General features: G+C 54.9%; 11 protein-coding genes and 1 pseudogene. 5 read left to right on the forward strand and 7 right to left on the reverse strand.

The genetic code is table 11. The features are described 5' to 3' along the window. Nucleotides 1–18: 18 nt before the first annotated feature. The 3 genes and pseudogenes from Pla52nx_RS17120 to Pla52nx_RS17130 form a co-directional block, all read left to right on the forward strand. Nucleotides 19–687: pseudogene (locus Pla52nx_RS17120) on the forward strand (IS3 family transposase); the annotation flags it as partial. 101 nt (nucleotides 688–788) lie between these two features. Further along, a protein-coding gene (locus tag Pla52nx_RS17125; protein WP_146522120.1) for an IS3 family transposase occupies nucleotides 789–1,911 on the forward strand; the annotation gives its coding sequence in 2 pieces (ribosomal slippage) (nucleotides 789–1,055 and nucleotides 1,057–1,911; 1,122 coding nt in all). A 90-nt stretch (nucleotides 1,912–2,001) separates the two neighbouring features. Further along, nucleotides 2,002–2,208, forward strand: a complete 207-nt coding sequence (locus Pla52nx_RS17130; protein ID WP_390620404.1) for an integrase core domain-containing protein — start codon at nucleotides 2,002–2,004, stop codon at nucleotides 2,206–2,208. A gap of 128 nt (nucleotides 2,209–2,336) precedes the next feature. Here Pla52nx_RS17130 and Pla52nx_RS17135 read toward each other — a convergent pair whose 3' ends face one another. From Pla52nx_RS17135 to Pla52nx_RS17165, 7 genes are all read right to left on the reverse strand, one after another. Further along, nucleotides 2,337–3,239, reverse strand: a complete 903-nt coding sequence (locus Pla52nx_RS17135) for an ankyrin repeat domain-containing protein (protein ID WP_146522119.1) — start codon at nucleotides 3,237–3,239, stop codon at nucleotides 2,337–2,339. A 34-nt stretch (nucleotides 3,240–3,273) separates the two neighbouring features. Then, complete coding sequence (gene brxL, locus Pla52nx_RS17140) at nucleotides 3,274–5,337, reverse strand: BREX system Lon protease-like protein BrxL (protein ID WP_197454903.1); 2,064 nt, start codon at nucleotides 5,335–5,337, stop codon at nucleotides 3,274–3,276. A 14-nt stretch (nucleotides 5,338–5,351) separates the two neighbouring features. Further along, complete coding sequence (gene pglZ, locus Pla52nx_RS17145) at nucleotides 5,352–7,841, reverse strand: BREX-1 system phosphatase PglZ type B (RefSeq protein ID WP_146522118.1); 2,490 nt, start codon at nucleotides 7,839–7,841, stop codon at nucleotides 5,352–5,354. Beyond that, nucleotides 7,838–11,344 (reverse strand): DNA methyltransferase, encoded by a 3,507-nt coding sequence (locus Pla52nx_RS17150; RefSeq protein ID WP_146522117.1) that lies wholly within the window; start codon nucleotides 11,342–11,344, stop codon nucleotides 7,838–7,840. The genes pglZ and Pla52nx_RS17150 overlap by 4 nt, the downstream gene beginning before the upstream one ends. 90 nt (nucleotides 11,345–11,434) lie before the next feature. Then, entirely contained in the window at nucleotides 11,435–14,884 is a 3,450-nt protein-coding gene (brxC, locus tag Pla52nx_RS17155; protein WP_197454902.1) for a BREX system P-loop protein BrxC, read from the reverse strand. 53 nt (nucleotides 14,885–14,937) lie between these two features. Beyond that, a complete protein-coding gene (locus Pla52nx_RS17160; RefSeq protein ID WP_146522116.1) occupies nucleotides 14,938–15,492 on the reverse strand; it encodes a BREX protein BrxB domain-containing protein in 555 nt (184 codons plus the stop codon). After that, complete coding sequence (locus Pla52nx_RS17165; protein WP_146522115.1) at nucleotides 15,479–16,273, reverse strand: hypothetical protein; 795 nt, start codon at nucleotides 16,271–16,273, stop codon at nucleotides 15,479–15,481. Before Pla52nx_RS17165 ends, Pla52nx_RS17160 begins: the two co-directional genes overlap by 14 nt. A gap of 185 nt (nucleotides 16,274–16,458) precedes the next feature. Between Pla52nx_RS17165 and Pla52nx_RS17170 the strand changes: the two genes are divergently transcribed. After that, nucleotides 16,459–17,997, forward strand: coding sequence for an SAVED domain-containing protein (locus Pla52nx_RS17170; RefSeq protein WP_197454901.1), 1,539 nt, complete (start codon nucleotides 16,459–16,461; stop codon nucleotides 17,995–17,997). 17 nt (nucleotides 17,998–18,014) lie between these two features. Continuing rightward, nucleotides 18,015–19,160 (forward strand): SMODS domain-containing nucleotidyltransferase, encoded by a 1,146-nt coding sequence (locus Pla52nx_RS17175; protein ID WP_146522113.1) that lies wholly within the window; start codon nucleotides 18,015–18,017, stop codon nucleotides 19,158–19,160. Nucleotides 19,161–19,832 lie beyond the last annotated feature (672 nt).

Genomic DNA, 19,832 nt, shown 5'->3' on the forward strand with positions numbered 1-19,832 from the left:
GAAGTCTATCCAGCTGCCGCTTCAATCATTGAGCAGCAGATTGCATCCGAGCGAGAGGTTTGCGCCTTCTTGTCGCTCAATCGGTCATCGTTTCAAGCTTGGCGACGCTTCGAACTTTCGGAGCGTGAAGAATCGGATGCTGCGCTGACGCCGGTGGTCACGGCGATCTTCCGAAAGCACAAGCGCCGCTACGGAAGTCGTCGAATCGTCGAGGAACTAAAAACAATGAACATTCATTGCAGCCGCCGGAGAGTGGCCAAAATCATGGAAATCGCAGGACTTCACGCGATTCAGCCGAAGTCGTTTATGCCTCGGACAACGGAAAGCCGGCATCGGCTTGGCTACAGCCCCAATCTTTTGTTGGACCTGCCGGAGCCCAGCGGACCTGGTCAACTTTGGGTTGGCGATATCACGTACATTCCCGTCGCTGGCATCGGTTTCGGATACCTCGCAACGCTGATGGATCGTTACACGCGGCGGATCATTGGTTGGGATTTTCGCGACGACATGACCGAACAACTAACAGTGACAGCTCTTCAGCGATCGATTCGCTCGGTGCAACCGCCATCGGTATTGATTCATCACACTGACCGTGGCGGCCAATACGCCGGCACACGCTACCGTGGGATCCTCTCACGTGCATCAATGCGTCAAAGCATGAGTCGTGCTGGCGACTGCTATGACTGAGCTAGTCCCCAATTCCTGCACCACCAGCTAAGGTAGCTTTTTGATCAATCTTGCTGGTACCCTGCTGGTCGGTTAATGCCCCCGAATCGAAGGATAGATTCATGGCCAAACGACGCAGAGTCATCGGCGCGAAAGAAAAAGCAAAAGTAGCCCTTGCGGCTGTCAAAGAGCAGAAGACGGCTCGTGAGCTGTCCACTCACTTCAAGGTGCACATCACTCAGGTTGGTGCCTGGAAAAAAAAGCTCATCGAGGCAGCTCCAGAAATCTTTGAGCGTGACTACAAAGGCTCTCGAGAGCAGGAATTCAAGCAGCGAGAATCCGAACTCTACGAGGAGATCGGACGACTCAAAATGGAGCTTGAGTGGGTCAAAAAAAAAGCTGCAACATTCGACTGAAGCACTGAGATCGCTTGTCGAACCAGGTCATGCCTCATTGAGCATCCGTCGCCAGTGCGAGCTGCTTGGACTCCCACGTTCAACCTACTACATGGAGCCAGCTAGCGAGTCACCGACCAACCTGAAGCTGATGAGGCTGATCGATCAACAACACTTGGAACATCCGCACATGGGACGTCAAAGCATGACCCAATGGCTTCAACTGCAAGGACACCAGGTCAACATCAAAAGAGTACGTCGATTGATGGACCTTATGGATTTAGTCGCTATTTACCCGCGTCCGAGGACCACGCTGCGTAACCCGGAGCATTCGGTATACCCGTATTTGCTGCGTGGCGTGAAGATCGAACGCGTCAATCAAGTCTGGAGCACTGACATCACTTACATTCCCATGGAGCAAGGATTCATGTATCTCACCGCGGTTATCGACTGGCGAAGCCGGCATGTACTTTCGTGGCGTCTGTCCAACACCCTGGAGAGTTCATTCTGCATTGACGCGTTAGAAGATGCCTTGGTGGCATCGGGCAATCAACCAGAGATCTTCAACACCGATCAGGGCGTTCAATTCACAAGCCATCGCTTCCTGGAGGTGCTTCAAACGCGAGACATTTTGGTGAGCATGGACGGTAAGGGACGCGCGATTGACAACGTTTTCATTGAACGCTTTTGGAGGAGTTTGAAATACGAAGACATCTATCTCAAGGCCTACGAATCAATAGCCGATTTATACAAAGGGCTTGAGCGATACATCGAGTTTTACTCGACCCAGCGGCCACACCAATCGCTCGGCGGAAAGACACCGCAAAGCGTTTACGAGCAGGCCGCCTAAGCAAGCCAAGACGTTCTCAACCACTCCACTCACACCACGGTTTTGCCCGACCAGGGCGACCTACCGGCAGCATCTTAAATCGCGCCGCTGGTGGTACAGGAATTGGGGACTAGCTCAGACAACGCTTTCATGGAATCCTGTTTCGGAACACTCAAGACGGAAATGAGCATGACCGAATACAAGAGTATGGCAGTCGCAAGACACGAGTTGATCGAGTACATCGAGTACTACAACACTCAGCGACGCCACTCATCTCTCGGCTACCTAACGCCGACAGAGTTCGAAGCCGCCGCCTGAGCGGCGCAAGCTTCCTGGTGGCCCCCAAAAACAGCACCACCTCACTCATCTAAGAATTGTTGCAGGTTCGGTTTTTTGTACGCTTGAGGAATTTTGAATCAGCTCAGTATCTGCAGTGCAGAGATTGGTTATCGCTTGCGATGCGATCTAAGAACGAAGGCAACTTCTTCGTGTCCGTTCGATTCAGCTACGTCCAAGGCCGTTTCCTTCATGTGCGATTCGACAATCCGAGGCTCTGCTCCACACGCAAGTAGAGCTTTGACCGCTTCGACGTGCCCATTTCTAGCCGCGTAGTGCAGAGGCGTGTAATCAATGAAGTAGCCACCCGGATGCCTGGATTCACGAGAATTGGAATCGACCCCGTGGTTGCAGAGAACATGAATCACATCATGGTGCCCGTAAGCTGCGGCGTAGAAAATGGGAGTTCGACTGTCAACCCAACACTCATGTGGCGACGCGCCATGCTCAAGGAGACAAGAGACAATTTCGGCATTTCCGTTACTTGCAGCGACATGCATCGGTGTGTTGAAAAAGTACCACCCCAGCTCTTCATCGAAATGGCGTCCGCTGGATGCGACCGAATGGTCGACGTTTAGAGAAAGAAGCTTTTCGACGATCGTGACATTGCCGCCAACAGCGGCTGAATGCAATGCAGTCCAATCCTGCTCGCCGCGGATCTGTGGGTCAGCGCCAGCCGATAAGAGTATCGCAACTGCCAGTAGATGATTGTATCGAGCTGCCAGCATCAGCGCCGTGTGACCGGGCTGAAAAACAATCTCACCTTCGTCGTCGACACGCTTACCCGACCGATTATTGACATCGGCTCCAGCCACCAACAGCATTTGCATCACACCAACGTGGCCTTTATTTGCAGCACAGTGAAGTGCGCTGTATTCATCGTGTGTATTGTCACGCGCGTCAATCTCATCACAGCAGTCAAGCAACCACTGAAAAACGAAATCTTCGTTTCCATCTTTTGCCGCTGCAATCAATGCCAAGAGGCGTTCACTGGTTTCTGGATCTTTACTCATGGCCTCGCTGTAGTACCTTTCGTTTTCCCGGAAGCTAATCCAACAAACACTTGAAGAAGGCGTCCTGCGCGTCCTTGTAAAATTCGATGCTGATCTTCGTCCAAAGCTCGTCGGGCAGATCGTTGAGTTGCCGGCGGGCGGCGACGGGCATCAGGAGTGTGGTGGCTTGCTTCTCGATGGCGACTTCGGCGATGGCGACCGGGTTGGGAATCATCTCTACAGATCCGCCGAGGTTCAGCGAACCGACGATGATCATGCCGCCTTTTGTGCTTCGTTCGAGCAAAGAACTGGCCAATGCGATCAGAGTAGGCAAGCCGATACCGACACCGCTGTGGTCGTTGTCCATTGCACGCATCTGGATGGAGAACTCGTGGGCTCTTGGATCGCGATCGCCTACGAGTTGCTTGCTCTGGGTGTAGAGATTCTGTTCGCCGATCTTCACGCTTTCGCGAAAAGATGGGGGCGTCGGAGTGTTCAAGATTCGAACGCCGCTACCGGGACCGGAGGTGACTTCCAATCGATAGAGCCCGGGGCCCGCTTCGCCCGAACCGGGGCTGATTGCCCAGACTTGGCCCGGTGGTAGCGGGTCGCCGTCTATCGCGGCGTCACTATGCAGTTCGGGTGTCGCGACGAACTGTTCGACCCCGTCGACACCCATCGTGAAGCTGAAGTGCGTGTTGCGGAACTCGCTCTTGAGACACTTCTTCTGTTGTTCTTTCACGCGTCGGCGCGATTCCAGCGCCAAGCGGACCAGCAACTCCAGGTCTTCGTCTGAGACTTCCATGTCAGGATCGGGGAACACCAGCTTCAACAAACCGCTAATCGTTTTGTTGACCGCCTCGATGTCCCGGCCGCTCAGAGCGCCGCCAAAGAATACCCGATTCTGCAATGTCGAGACGCGGCTTAGCATTCGCAAGTTCGTCCAGCATTCGCTCAGGAAATCGCTGACAAGGCCAAAGTGGTTGGTGAGGTGCTCATTCGGATTCAGTTTCGGGAAATCCCAACCGGGAGCGAATGCATGAATACGGTCGTGGAAGGCGGTGTCGTCACGCATTTCTGGTGGTAGAGGGCTTAGCAAGTGGCCGATGCGTTGTTGCTGCTCAACATCGACATCGAAGTTGCCGACCATGACAATGCCACCCTCGGCACGGATACTCTCTTTGCCGCGACTGAACTCTCCCGATGCCATGTAGCCCTTCATGATGTTGACGCCGTCCTTTTGGTCGAAGGAGACGCCCGATACTTCATCGAAGCAAACCACGTCGTACTGACAAACCAAACCGCGTTGTCCGCTGGCGTTGTTGACGAACATCTTTGCGACGGTCGCCTTGCCGCCGGAGATCAAATGGGAGTACGGCGAAATCTGCTGGAAAAGGTGGCTCTTGCCGGTGCCGCGCGGTCCTAGTTCGACCAAGTTGTAATTACGTTCGACAAACGGCACCATTCGCAGCAGGACGACATACTTCGCCCGATCCGATAGCACGGTCGGTTCCAAGCCGATTGAACGAACCATGAAGTCGATCCATTGCTGTGTTGAATACTCGGCTCGTCCACGTTTCAGTACATCCAAGATGTCTGACTTCGACATTTGAATGGGACGCAGCGACGCGATTCTGAACGGTCTCCCGTTTTTCTCCTGGGCGACAACTGCGTCATACTCCAGCGTGATTTCAGCGTAGAAACCGTCCGTCAACATTCGCTCGTGATCGTCGACCAGTTTGTCGTCGATCAACGCGTCCTTAATTGCCAAGCTAGGAATTTCTGCGTAGTAGCAATCCGACTTCGTGTCGAGCTTCGCCTTCACCACGTCGATTAGCTTCACTGAGCCTTTGTCGCGAGCTTGCTTAATGAAGACCTCCTCTTGGCCGGTCTTCACCGTTCGGTTCTGCAATTGCTTTTCGACAATCTGCAGTCCCTCAGCAATTTCCTCTTCGTCCACCGTCGCGCAATAGCGACCGAGCAAGAACTCGACCACATAAGTTGGTACGGGGTATTGGCGGGCGTACTTCCGGACGAGGTCCTTGCGAACCAAGTACCCGTCAAACACGGACGCGGACATTTGATCCAGTCCGTCCATTTGCATTGTTGTTGCGTTCATACATTCATCCCTATTTACTCGCCACCGATAGTGGTGTTTTGTTTTGCAATCGTTTGGCCGGCATCATTACACACGGTGACCGCGACGACCGATTCCAACAGATCGTCGTCCTCCACAAACAGCGTGACTGTCTCGTTCCCGTCAAGCGGTTTGCCGCCATCTGCGACGGAAGTAGCCGGATCGTTCGGCTTGTTACGCAAGTCCACGCGTAAACCAGCCGATGCGGGCGACACCGAGATACGACAACGCAGTCCCTTCCAATCCACCTTCGTGATGGAAACGTCCTGATGCACAGGCTGATTCTGTAGGGTTACGGACATGTCTGGAATCAAACATTCCTGCAAACTGATCCCGCCGTGCGCGTAGGCATGTCCCGCCGAAAAGCATCGCACGCCGGGGCCGGTCGCGAACTCGGCCGACTGGTTCCAATGCCAAGTTGCCTTGGGCACATTTGGCTTCGACTCACCCTTGATCGTTGCGCACCGAGCCCACTTCGCTTCGGTCAGATAATGCGGCAGATCTTCTTTCGGAAGGCCTCCCGGCATCAGCAACCAGCCGTGGTCGGTAATCACGCGGACCTCACGCCAACCGGCATCGAGCAGTTCCGCGATTCGTTCCGCAATCAATTCAACTTGCTCTGCCACGACCGATGCCAGCTTGGCCTGCATGCTGTGACCGCGTTTGTCGATCTCACCAAACTCGCACCAACCACGCGATTTAGCGGCAGCCGGATCGCCGACCTCACCCGCGCCGATGATCTGGTAGCCGTCTGCCTTCAACAAAGAGTGCATACGAGCGAACGTCAGCGACTTTTCTGGATCGTCGGCCAAAGAGGGGGCAAAGCTATCCGGCAGGCCCACACCGCGAACTTTGGCCGTTACCGGCGACACAGCGGGCTTGGCCGTTGCGGTCACCGATGGCAACGCAGACCACCGTCGCCGTGACGCGACCATCAAGCTGCGTTCGGACAGAGCCAGCGACAACCGCTGCGCCAGGTCGTAACGCAAACCGTCAGCAAACAGCAAGCAGCACCCGGCGTCCGCCGAAATAGATTCATAGGAAGAAACCGTTCCATGTGAGCCGTAGGCCGCATTCTCAGGTCTGCCGCCGTAAACACCAGTCGCGCTGCGGCCCGCGGCAAGCGCCGTCGGTTCGGGAAGACGCTCCGATACACGATCGGTCAGTCGGGGCGGGTCACGCCATACTTCCTGCAATCGAGTTGCCGCCTGATCCAACCACGGCAAGTACAGCGCTCGCACCGCGGCGTGTACAGCCACTGCGTCGGCTGCCGTACGGACAGTCGCCATTGCCGCGAGAGCCGCATCATCGACCAAGTAACCGCCGTCCGCATACAGCTTCGCCAAGTCCTCGGGCGAATCGCCTCCGAGTGCCGTCTGCGTCCGCTCGGCCAGGTGCCCGAGGTGCTCCAAGGCTAGTGCAAGCGGGGCTTGGTCTAATCGAGCCCAAACCCATGATCTCCGAAAACCATGAGCCTGTTCCAACTTTGCGATCGCCTCACGAGCATGCGTTGCATCGACGCCATCCAACGCAGCCAGTGCAGTGCGAAGCGACGCTTCCTCCGTTTCATTTTCGTCCGGCCATGTTTCTTTCTCGTAAGCGATTCGGTTGGTCGGCTTGGCTCGGCGAAGCAGATTCGGAATACCGGCATAGGCCTTGGGTGATTCACAATAGCGTCCCCACAGCCCCTCCCAAACATTCGTTTCCTGCATGCCGAGTTTTTCGGCGGCCACCAGTTCGCCATCGGTATCCGGATCGAATCCATAATCCTCGCGGCAGCGATTACAGAAGGCATGCCACGTGCCGCCCTCGCTATCGACGCCGCCCATCTCTTCACGCACTACCGATGGGTCACTCATCCAACGCAACAGGTCACGCGGATGGTCACCGATCATCAGCTTGTCAAAATCTTCCGCCTCTAGTCGCCGTCCCGTTAAACGGGATACCGGCGTATCGGCCAAAACCGACAAGGAAGCCATCATCGAAAGCTTGGTGTGGCTGTCGCCAGCGACATCCAGCTCAAGTCCCGGCGCATCCTTGCTGACCAACATCGCCTCGACCGACCAATCGCGACCGTTCTTCTGTGTCCACACCGCACCGCGATACAACAACTCGACCAACGGCTGCAGCTGCAGCGGACATTCAGTGCCGGCACGCAACGTTTGCCGGCTGACCAAGGGCAGATAGACGATCGGCGTCAATCCCTCAAGAATCTCAACCTCAGGCAACTGCCGAGCAATCGCACATTTCAACCAGATCGCCGGGCCAGTTCGTTTATAGCGGTCGTATTCACCATGAACCAGCAATTGCGGCAATCTCGCACGCAGAGTTTCGACCAACGGCAACCATTCGCCTTTTGCATCTGTCCACAAGATCGCAACCGGTGGAACCTCGCCGGCGGAGTGCTTGGCAGCGTCAACGAGAGACCGACACATTGATTCGAGCATCGTGTCACTCGCGAGCGATTTTGTTGAGACACCACTCATGACTCCGTCTCCTGCTTTGCTGCACGACGAGCTGCTTGTTTAAACTCGTTGGTGTAGTGGCAATCGCTCCAGCGGACGCCATCGAATTTGACGTCTCCGGTGAAGTTAACCGTCTGCTCGTCCCAGCTCCAGAGCCAGGGGTATTCTTCGATGGGGTGCTGCGGCTCCTTGCCGCGGTCCTTGGTCCATTTGATCTTTGGCTTCACTCGGAAGACGCCCGCATCTTTCGGGACGCCCGGCAGGTCCATTGCCATAAACGGTCGGATGTTGATACGGACTCCGTCGTTGATGTCTGGTTCAAAGCCGATCGGTTGCTCGTGGATCGGTTTCCAGCGAACGAAGAGATCGTATGGCGGTTCACCCGCCAAAATCGCTTCGAGACGTTTAAACAATTCTTCGGCAGCCAGTAAGCGAGCCTCTGCTGCCGGCAACTCACGTTTTACTTCGTCTTTTTGACGCGTGATCCAATCACCCAGATAGCTGTATGTCAAACTCTCCAGCACCTTGCGGCCGCCGGGACCAGCCAGCTTGTGGTAGTTCACCAATGCGTGGAAACCGTCTTGTTTACGACCATCGTAGATGTGCCAAACAAACGGACATTGATCGAAGGTTTCGCAGTGTTCTTTGAAGAACTTGTCGCGCAGCCAGTCATCGAGATTCTCATTCGTCACGACATCGCACGCCGACAGCAACCGAGCGAGTCTATCGGCGGCTGCGTCTTCGCCGCGAACCGATGGAATGCAGACGATGCCGTCATCGTCGATGAACGAATCGAGTTCGCTGCAACGAGCAACCAACGCCCGAGCACGCTCACTCAATCGCATTTCAGAGTCAAGTTCCGCCGGCCAGCGATAGCCTAGCAATCGAGCAACAGCAACTTGCATAGGTGAGGTTGATTCAGAAGGCCATCCGTGGAAGAGCCACTGCGTTGGATCGTCCGATTCAGGCTCAGGGAGCCCCGATGGAAATCTCGCATCCGCAGCTTGCGTCCAGCGATCAAGATCGAATGGAACCTGAACCATTGTTGCGTTTGCAACTTGGACTTTTTGATTTATCTTCCTGACATCACGATTGAACTCGTCGGAGGTACAGTACGTGTAAATTGCCGGCAATAGCTCCGGCCGCTTAGGCACCATAACTGTAGCACTATTGTCGTAGAACGATCCTACATACCTACCCGCGGGCAAAGTCCCCAACCATGCGATGGCAATGCCATCATTGCCCCAAGCTTTACGCCCGCGAATAGAGGCGAGCGGCGATTCATCAAGTGAGCCATCTGCAAAACGTCTTTTACAGATGAAATGCATTCCAGAAAAAGGGGTTCCCTTCTTAGGTGAACTGGCATGAAGGTCCCAACGGCTCAGGTAGTCCTGGACTTCCCAGAAATTCAACCGATACTGTTTGATGTCGCCAAGCCCCGACCCTTGGTAAGCATCTGCGTATTTTGCTAACGCGGGAAATTTCGACTGTTCGTCCAGCACGATAGCTGCGTCGGGATTGTCTATTTGGCATGACTGCTGCACGCGCAATGTGGGTGACGATTCGGATGCGATCAACATTGACGCCTTGACATCAGGCTTCTTCGCTGCCGCTACGTCTACTCCAACAATTTGATGCTTTTCACTCGGCTCCATGTTGCAGATGCAAACAAGCTGCGAGTTAAAATCCCACATCGGGGTTTGAAACGCTTTAGGTCCTAGACGTGCGATAAAACGCCATTGCTTTGCCTTTAACAACTTTACTCGAAAGTCTGAATAGGTCGTCAAGAACAGCCAATTCTGGGGCGATACATGTGCCATCGCACCGCCCTCTTGGAGAAACTCCAGGCTTCTTAGGCCGAAGGTTGTTGCAAGATCAACACCGCCTACGTCATAGAACTCTGAGACATGGCTTCTTAAGGGCTTACATTGCTTTCTTCGCCCAAGGTAAGGAACATTGGTCAGAACGAGTGTGTATTCTTGAGCAAGCAGCTTAGACGCGGTCGCTAGACCCTTTGCCGCCAGCCCCAATTCATGCGATTCCGGTTCTGTATTTGGATCAGCCGCAACTGCCGTCTCCAGTAAGTCGTACAGGTATGCGGTCTGCTCATCGCTTAGCAAAAAGGAATCGAGCGAACGCCGTGGATTTATCAAGCTACCCAGCGTGGCAGCCTTGCTGAACATGTCATAAAGCTGGCCCCAGAAAAAACCGAGCCCTTCTTGAGCTTCAGCAGGGAGCGTTTGTCCTTCAAAACGATCGACTTCTGCTGTTGTTTCTTTTTTGAGCAACTTCATCCACTGCTCACGCGTGGCTCCGATCGATTGACCAACGTGTGCGATCGTCATCGACGGCAACCCGCGGTACCGATCCATCCTCCAAGCGGACATCGCGACGTTGAATACGGCAATCTGAACACAGCGTTTGTCCAACTCCAGACCGAACAGATTGTCTTCCAGCACTGAATCAATCGCCGACGACAGATCGAGTGATTCTTCCCGCATCCGTAGCCGAACCAAGAGTTCAAACGCAGCGACCAAGAAATGTCCGCTCCCGCAGCAAGGATCAAGAAGTTTCAACTCCGCCGCAGTCCGGGGCCAGCCTTCAAACGCACCGCCCATCGGCCGCCAAGCTCCGTCGCTGTCCTCAGACCCGCCGTCGGCTCCTTGCGGATCACGAATGAATCGCAGGTACTCGAACTCGTATCCATCTGCCTCGGTCAGCGCAACGGCTCGGCGCAACTCATGTTCATCTTTAGCTGTGTTGGCTAGCTCTGGATTCTCCGCCAGCAACTTGCCCGCATGCCAAGCACCCAGCGTGTTGTGCAGTAAGAACATCACCATGTAGTCTTCGGTGAAGAACTGAGTCACCGCCGGCAACGTTGCAGCGTTGATTTTCTCAACCGATTTTTTCGCTCGCTCGTTGGCGTCGTTCTGCCAATACTGATAAACCCAACCCAGACTATCGTCGGCGAGGAACACCTCACGCCCCAATCCATCCTTATCGCTCTCGCTGGCTGGTTCTTCGACCAGTTCGATCAAACCGCTCAACACCTCCGGCGGCAACTTGACTTCCAGTACCGGATTGTCGGCTGGAAAGATGGCCGGCAATGCAGCCTGAGCGAAACGCCCCGCCAATTCCCACTGGTGCGTACCCTCTTCGTGCGCCAGCTCCTCAACTTCCTCCAACGAGACCAACGCCTTCAGGTCAGGATGCCACAAACAATCGTTTTCAGCCAGGAAACGAGCGAACAGAATGCGATGCCAATGTTGATAGGCACATTCTTCGACCAGCCGGTCGATCGATTGCGCCCCCGAAGCGTCGCGGCGATCCCCCAAGAACCGACCATGAGCACGCAAACGGTTCCGCAGTTGAATCTGTTCCTCGGTCTTAACATGATCGCCCCGCTTCGCCTCATGCACCGTCAACGATTCCAACGCCTGACGAGCACCCCGCTCAGCCACCTTGCGTGCTTCAACCACCGCCTTTTCGAGTTTCCGTCTCAGTTCGCTAGAAAGTGATGCCATGGATTTCTTCGTCTTGCAGTTGGCCGCTTTTGATTTCGGCAGTGAGTGTCAGGAATCGCAACAGTGCCCACGCACGTTGGTACAGCTTGTTCAACTAATGACGACGGGGCCGTCTTTCAGTTTTTGATTGATGGCTGCTTCCTGCTCTGCCAACCACGACTTCACATCCTCAGGCGTCTTCAACGTTCCACTCGACAAGTGCATGCGTTGAAGCTTGGGTTCATGCAACTTGGCTGCTCTCGCGTCGGCACTGGCAAATCGACTCTTCAGTGCATCTGTTTTGTCTTTCCATGATGAAAGCGGGGTCGCATCCAGCGTTCGCAGCAGTTCGTCGTCACTGCCAACGGAGATCGCCGGAACCCCGTCCAACCCTTCCGCCTGCATCAACTCAGACTGTTTTGCTGCATCCGTCTTCTGCCAGGAATCGCTGGCCTTCAAAGTGTTCAACTCGGAGTTGTAAGTGTTTTCGTATTGGTCGTGAGAAGAAGTGACTGCCGACCGCAATGCTGCTGCAGCCTTCTTCACCAACGGTGTTACGTGGTCGGTCTTCTCTAGCAGCAAACGACTGTCGCGTATTCCATCGGCCGCAGATTGAATGTCAGCGAACTCATCCATCCCCTCGCCGTGCTTCATCAGCCGGCCAAGCCGTTCCCACTGGGGCATTCTCTTCTCGGACAGCTCAGCAAGCGATGTCCAATCCTCGGCTTGTTTGCTCAGTTCATCGCGGACCGCCAGCATTTTTGCGAGGCGTTCGTTGCCTGCGTGATTTCGCAGGTCAGTCAGATGATCCGTATTGGGACGAACAGGTAGTGGGGCATCGCCGCCGGCGCGGCTGGCCAAGTCAAACATCGCCTTGAGGAACTCGCTTGACTTGTCCTCCAAGTCATCGCTGGGGCGTGTCGGAACCCCGGCGGTCGGGAACAACCCGCGAAGCGCAATCTTGTCGCTGGCCGATAGCGTGATCGTTTCCTGTCGAAGTTCCGCTTTCTTAATCTTGGTTTGGTCCAACTTGCCTGGCGGGACACTGTCACCGCCAGCGCGAACCGTGATATCGCCTGAGTTGTGCAGCGCCATGATTGCGCCGTCAATCGCGTCTTGCGACCAACCGTAGGGTGCATTCCCAAAAATCTTCTGCAACTGACGACCTTCGCAACCAGCTCCTATCTCACGCAGAATCGCCTTGCACACCGGGTGGGCCTTGGTTTCGCCCGTCCAACTGACGGCCCCCAGCGGTGCGTCGTCGTTGTTCTTGGCGCGACTAATGACGACGGGCCAATTCTTGTGGTCGCCGTCACCAAACTTGGGGAACATCCGGTCGAGAGCATCCTTAGCGGCATCTTTGACCTTTTCCTCGATCGTCAGCGACATCACCTCGGCACCGCCACCCTTGAATACTTTGGCGGCGTCGACAATCTCTCCGAGGATTTCATCGCGAGTACGCTGGGCATCGGTTTGCCGACTTTCCATTGCGCTCCGCGCTTCGTCACCTTCTGGCGTGCTTGGAACGCCCTTGATCTTGATGGTTCCTGTCGAAGCCTCATGCCGGACGATCTGCTTCTCCAAGTCCTTCGAGTTTCCACGGGGCAGGAAGACAAAGACAATCGGACTGTCGGTTCCGGCGGCACGAGCTGAATCGACCACGTTCTTTTCACTGGCCGAGTACTCATCGCGAATCCATACGGGCACCGCATCACCGTCCACGACTGGGGCATCGTCACCGAAGTGGATCGCCAATTTGCGTTTTTCTTTTCGTTCACCTTGGATCAGCGAAATGCCCTTGATGGCGTCATGGCTGGCTGCACGGATGAGCGCGTCGCGCTTGGTGGTCAGCTCGCTTGAGTTTGCATTGAGCTGCTGCTCTCGCTTGCGGAACTCAGCGTCCCAGTCGGAATACTCCTTGGTTTGAAGGTTGTATTCGCTGTGGTCCTTCAGCAAAATCCCGTCGTTGACCAGCTCCTCAAGCAAGTCTGGAATCTCTTTGCGAAGCCGCGCCCCGTCGTCTTGCAGATCGCTGACCATCAAGTCGGCCAACATCTCCTCCGACGCGCGAACGCCGATGTCAAAACCTGCTTCACGTGGGATCTTGCGAATCAAGAAGGTCAGACCGCAAAGCCGGCGTTTCAGTTTTCCCTTTTCGGTGCCGTCGTCGAGTGATCGAATTGTTTCATCGAGTTCACGAAGTAGCACACCTTGGTGAACTAGGCTCGGCTGAAGCTGGTCGAACATCAGGTCGGCCGGCACCACCGTGCCTAGTCCGCTGGATGCGTAGTCGTGCAGTGCATCGTGAATGATCCGCAGCTGGGACCGAAGCATTCCGCTCGTGCCTGTTGGATCGACGGCGCGGAACACGTGCTCCCAAAACCGACGACGCACCGGCAGCAATGGGTAATCCTCAACCATGATTTGGCGGTCGCTGCCTTTGCTTCCTATTCGCGTCCCGGAGAGCTGACGTTCAATCTCACCGGAGTGCACATCAAGGCATTTACGAATCGCGTCAACGTGTTCGGGCTTTTTCTGCAACAAGACACGACGCGTCACCGTTTCGACATCGGTATCCGAAAGCTCGATCGGAATGGTGAAGCGATCTTGAAGCCATTTGAAGTGTGGTGCCTGTGACGCGAGAGCATTCTGGCCCGCGCCAACGACGATGATCCGCGATTCCAGCTGCTTGCTGAGCGCCTCGGCAACATCGACCACATCTCGAGTCCGATCCTTCGAGTCGCCGATGTGGATTTGCACTTCATCCAGCACGATGATCGTGCATGGCAACTTCCCATCGACCGAAAGCACCTCACGTGTCAGCTGCAACAATTCTGACGAGGAAATGTCCGCTGGTTTCTTGAACTGCCCTCGGATCGTTTCCCGTGCCGACTTGCGGTCGCCATATCCAGCATCGACCTCGACCAAGGCGTCGTGCAAAACGGGACTGACCGTCAGGTCGTTCAGCTCCCGAAAGAAGTCTTTTCCCTTGGCTTCAACGGCAGCTTTGACTTGATCGTAGAAACCGTTGTTCTTGAGGTAGAGGCAGAACTTCGCCGGAGCATATTGTTCGGGCAGTCCCTTTGATCGCAGAATCATGCCCAAGACGGTCAAACGAACGCTGCTGGTGTCACCTGAGGGCAGCGTCCCCGAAACGGCGTGGAGCCCACCAGCCTTGCGGCCTTCGGTGTCCAGCTCCTTCAACGCTGCGACCACGTCCTCGGGTAAATCCTTTACCAGCGAACGGGCGCGAGAACCATCAGGAAACTCGGTGTCGATCCAGAGGTGACACAGCATCTTTAGAAGGTGAGATTTACCACTTCCAAAGAAGCCGCTGACCCAAGCGGCCGGCTGACTTGTGCCATTAAGGTGCTGAAGATACGACTCCAAGATGCGAACCATTCCATCTTCGTACTGGCCTTCGCATACAAAATTTGAAAGCTCTTCGCGAAGCGTGTCGCGTTCCTGGTCGGTACCTTCCGACGTGATCCGTGCCTGACCATTATTCATCAGCTCCGAATGGGCTGGATCACGGACGAATAGCTCGCTGTTCTTAATCATGAATCGACTCTCGATAGACTTTTTGTTTGATTTGCTGTGCGTGGAATAGCCGGCTATTCGCCTTGGTGAAGCGTGATGGGCGTGGCGAGATAGTTCCAGCCATCACGAGCGCCCAGCAGGCTGTAGTTGTCCTGCTGAAATGTTCCAGGAAAGAACAACACCATGCGTCCGCGGATGTCGCCGACCGATTTGTCGAGGACCTCGGAGACTCGCAGGAATCCATACAGCGAAGATGTGCCGTAGATTGCGACGACAGTGTTTTCGTCAACATCGTCGGCAGTCAACTCGGCCCGCACAGCCGCGACGACATAGTCGAAAAACTCAGTGTCCAGCTTGAGCTGCAAATCTTCAGGACATTCAAAATAGGACTCACGGTATTCTTCCGCTGACATCCAAGCGGGAAACAGTGGCGCGAGATCAAGCTGCCGCCAGCCATAGCCGGCACCCTTCGTGCGAACTTCAAAGTCACCGATTCGTGCATTGAGCTTTCGTTCATCCTCTTTCGCATAGACGACGAAGATTGCTTTCTGGGCGCCAGCGAGATTTTTCTGCCAAGGCGCTTTGATGTTTCGCTCGTAACTGTCGGCCAGGTCTTCAATTCGTCCCATTTGCAATCCTTAGTTCACGTTCGGTTAGCAGAGCACCAAAGCCAACGTCAAAAATATCTTGTGCTCCTCGCAGAGAAATGAGCCCCAGTCTCCTCGCGTCAATTGCCCGAGCCAACGCGATATCCTCTGGTGCATCCAGCAGTCGCATGAACTCACTCGACAACAACTTCTTGCCGCGCAGCCCCATGACGTACCCGAGCAGCAAAGCAAACGTGACCGTGACTGGTGTTGCATCGACTTGTGTTCGCACCTTCCGAACCCGTCCAACTAAGTGTCCAGACTGACTCCAGGATGAACTTGTGTTGCGCGCAACCTTGTCGATTGTTGACTCACCCATGCGCCCGTTCGTGAAGTCATCGATCGAGCTACAAACCGATTGACGCATCAGTTCCATGCCATCCGGCGTCTCCAAAACGGTTGTCGCGGTTGATCGCAGCAACGGGTCGCGAGCGTACGCAATCAAAATCGCCAGTAGCGGTTGCCCTGATTCATCCAAGTCCCACAACGATCGAAAGACACGAAACAAGGGAACCGACTTATCAAGCGAGTACAGCTCACGGAGTCGACGCAGAGTTCCTTTGCGATTGGAGTCCGTTGATTTACCCAACAGGTTTTCATCGACAACCACGCGGTGGTAGTCAGCGAATTCAGCATCTGCCGGCAATGCATCGAAGATCTGGCGAACGTCCTCAAGCGTCATTGTCCGGCTGGAATGCGGCCCACTGGGGCCGGCAATCAAGCCGAACTCCGCCGCATGCTCCGACACTGAATTGAACGTCATGCTTCCCACTTCATCTCCCGCATTGATTGAGGCCAACGGGAGGTATTATCCGCAGCCAATCAGGTGAGTCAATGCGTCGTTCAGAAAGTGCCGGCAAGTTTGCCGGCACTCACGTCCTGTCTTTGACTTCTTCCGGAGATGTGCGTACTGTTACGGCACCACCCAAGCCGCCAGGGAGCAATTCAGTGAGTGCAAGTTCAGCACGCCAGTTAGGGGACGAAGCCCATCAGCATCTTTTTTGGTATAAGGCTTGTCGGATGCTTGCTGACGGGAAAATTGCGTCAGTTGGCTATGAAACCGCGGAATTCAAGGCTTTTGACGATGTCGGCATAAAGTACCTGTCACCGCAACCGGATGGATGCGGTAGCCATTACGACGAGCGCCACGTCCAAGCGAAATTCTCCGTAGGCAGCGAAAAGCAGATCTCTGGAGAGACGCTCACAGACCCTGGCCTGATCAATGCAAGCAAGGTTTCATTGCTGCAGCGACTTCGCTATGCGGTTGACTCATCCAACCAGACAGGGCGGCGATGCCTATTTGAACTTTGGGCTCCGTGGCAGATCGATCCGGGCGACGTACTGGCGAAAATTCACCGACGTGACCACGGAACGCTGGACCTAGACAAGCTATTTGCGGGCAAAACGGCCAAAAGCAAATCGGGCAAGCTACGCAAGGCTTGGGCGGACCATCTGGAGATCAACATGAACGATCGAGCCGAATTCGATCGTATTTTTGGCCGTCTTAGGCTCACGCAAGACATGCGGTCGTTTACCCACATCCGCGATGAGCTGTCGTCAATCATGCCGCTTGCCGGCTTGAAGCCGGTCAACATGGCGTGCATTTCCGATGTGTACTGCACCCTGATTCAACGACTGAGCCGTGACGGGTCGCAATGGTTCAGCCCCAGTAGAATCGAATCGATATGCAGAGCTGAGGGCTTGTGGATTGGGAAGCCGAGCCTTTCAATTCCGGCGACACAGCTGGGGATTCGCAGCTTCTCAAGATTCGCAGAATCGCTCGAAGACACCGTCGACGACCTGCTATGTCTCGAGGAATTCTTTGACGATCGACACATTTCTGACGTCAGCCATTGGCAGACAGATGTTCTTCCGCGGCTACAAGAGTTTTTGTCAAAGAATCTGAACCCCGGCCAATTGACTCGACTACATCTTCCCGTCGTCAGCTCGATAGCGTTCACGGCAGGCTATCTCGCTGAACCGAAACTTGGTGCAAAGATCGAAATCGTCCAACCGGGGTCGCTCGGCGAAGTGACTTGGTCAGCATCAAGCGATCAATCAGCTTCAGTCAATTGGACGGTAGACCAACAAGACTTGAACACGTCAGCCGACGCGATTGTGGTTGCGATCAGTATTTCGCATTACGTCCGACAGGATGTGACTGCGTTTGCAAGCGAGAAAATCAGCGACGCCCGCGCCGTACTCGACATTCGACTAGATCAGGTTGGGCAGGCTGCGATTCGCAATGGGCAGCACGCGTTTGATGCAGCGAACCAACTGTCCACCCTAATCAAAGCGAAGCAGGCTGAGCTTGGATGCGTGAAAGCCCATCTGTTTTGGGCCGCACCGAATTCGTTCGCGTTCTTGCTTGGGCAGGCGTCTCGGACCCTGGGACCTATTTCTCTTTACGAGTTCGATTTTGGCGGTGCTGGCGTTGGTCGGTACACGCACTGTTTCACTCTGAACCCGGACTTTCGTCTGAACTAACACTGGAGTTTCCAACCATGGAATTGCCTTCCTATTTCGCAGACTTTCTTTCCGCCATCCGGCCAACCGAAGCTCAGCGGAAGAAAATGCAAGAGCGACACATTGAGTTACGCGATCGGCTGCGTGCGGATGAAGAACTCGGGCCGCTGATCGTATCGACCTTCATTCAGGGCAGCTATCGTCGATTCACCGCCAATCGTCCCACCGATGGCAGTCGCTGCGACGTCGATATAATCGCGGTGACCAAAATTCATGAAAACGATTGCACCGCCGAAGAGGCTCTGGAAAAATTCCGACCGTTTTTGGTAAAGCACTACAAGGGAAAATACCAGCGTCAGGGGCGATCCTGGGGAATCAATGTCGACAGCGACATTTCGCTGGATCTCGTTCCCACTTCCGCGCCATCGGAAGCAGAAGAGCAGGCGATGGCGAACGCGAAGGTTTTTGAATGGGACTTTCCAGACATCCCTGATCTTGGCAATCCGCTGACGTACAACAGTCTTATCCTTGAAGGAAGCGGCTATCAGTTTAATCAGTTCACCAAGGCCGCCAGTGCTCCGGACTGGAAGACTCAGCCGCTGCGAATTCCCGATCGTGACGCAAATTCGTGGGGCGACACGCACCCGCTGGAGCAGATTCGCTGGACCTGGGAGAAGAGCAAACTGACCAACGGGCACTTCGTGAACGTCGCTAAGGCAATTAAACGGTGGCGTCAGGTGAAACAGCCGACGCCCAAGTATCCGAAGAGCTACCCGCTTGAACACATGATCGGTGATTGTTGCCCTGACGGAATTCAACACGTTGCCGCCGGGGTGGCCGAAACATTTGAAGAGATGGAGCGACGATATCGACCCTACGTCAAAATGGGGATCAAACCGCAGATTTGGGACCGAGGAGTCATGGGTCACGACGTTCTTAAACGCGTTTCGTTTGAAGACTTTTCAGCCTTTCTTGATCTCTCGAAGGACGCCGCTGTTCTTGCGCGAGAAGCTCTCGATGCCGACACGGTCAAAGGAAGCGCGAACCTCTGGCGTAAACTATTGGGTGATGAGTTTCCTGAGCCGCCGGACAATGGCGGCGGCGGTGGATCGTCGACGGGAGGCGGTGGAGGCTACACGCCTCGCGTCAAAAACACGACGATTGATGGAGGGCGTTTCGCGTGAGCGCGACACGCCCAGTACCAACCGATGGACTTAGGTATGGCCGAAGGCTCGTGGAATCGCTCGGTCAGGCCGAGTTGCTACGCGACTTGGAATGGGATGAGCGGCTGGGATGGCGGATCACCGTAGCAATCACAATTGATTCCGGTAACGAGGAGCTGGTGCCGGCCAAAACCAATTGGTCTATCTATCTAGACGAACAGCATCCTTATGGGACTATTGATTTCTACCCTGCCGTCGAAGGTGGCTTGGCCGGAACATTTGCTCACCAGAACTACAATGGCTTGGTCATTGGGGATAGGCTAAGCGGGAACATTTGCATCAAAGCACCGCAGTTCGTGTTCAGGCGTGACGCATATGACGCCGATCCCATCGGACACAAAAACCGTTTGGCGTGGTACATCGAAAAAGCAGTCGAGTGGCTGACGGCGGCAAGCCAAGGCAAGCTCCTGGATGAAGGTGACTACTTCGAGCTGCCTGTTTTCTACTCGCCTAAAATGACGGACCACACGATTGCAACCAATGAGAACGCTGACTCCTTCGCCTTGTGGCAGTCTGCCACTCAAAACTATGGATCAGCAGAATTGGTGGCGGTCGGCCCGAATTCCGCGCCCACGTTCGCGGTACGGCGTTTTTTTGATGCCAAGTCAAACGCAATTATGGAATGCGATTGGG

This window comes from Stieleria varia (assembly GCF_038443385.1).
GTDB classification, from domain to species: domain Bacteria; phylum Planctomycetota; class Planctomycetia; order Pirellulales; family Pirellulaceae; genus Stieleria; species Stieleria varia.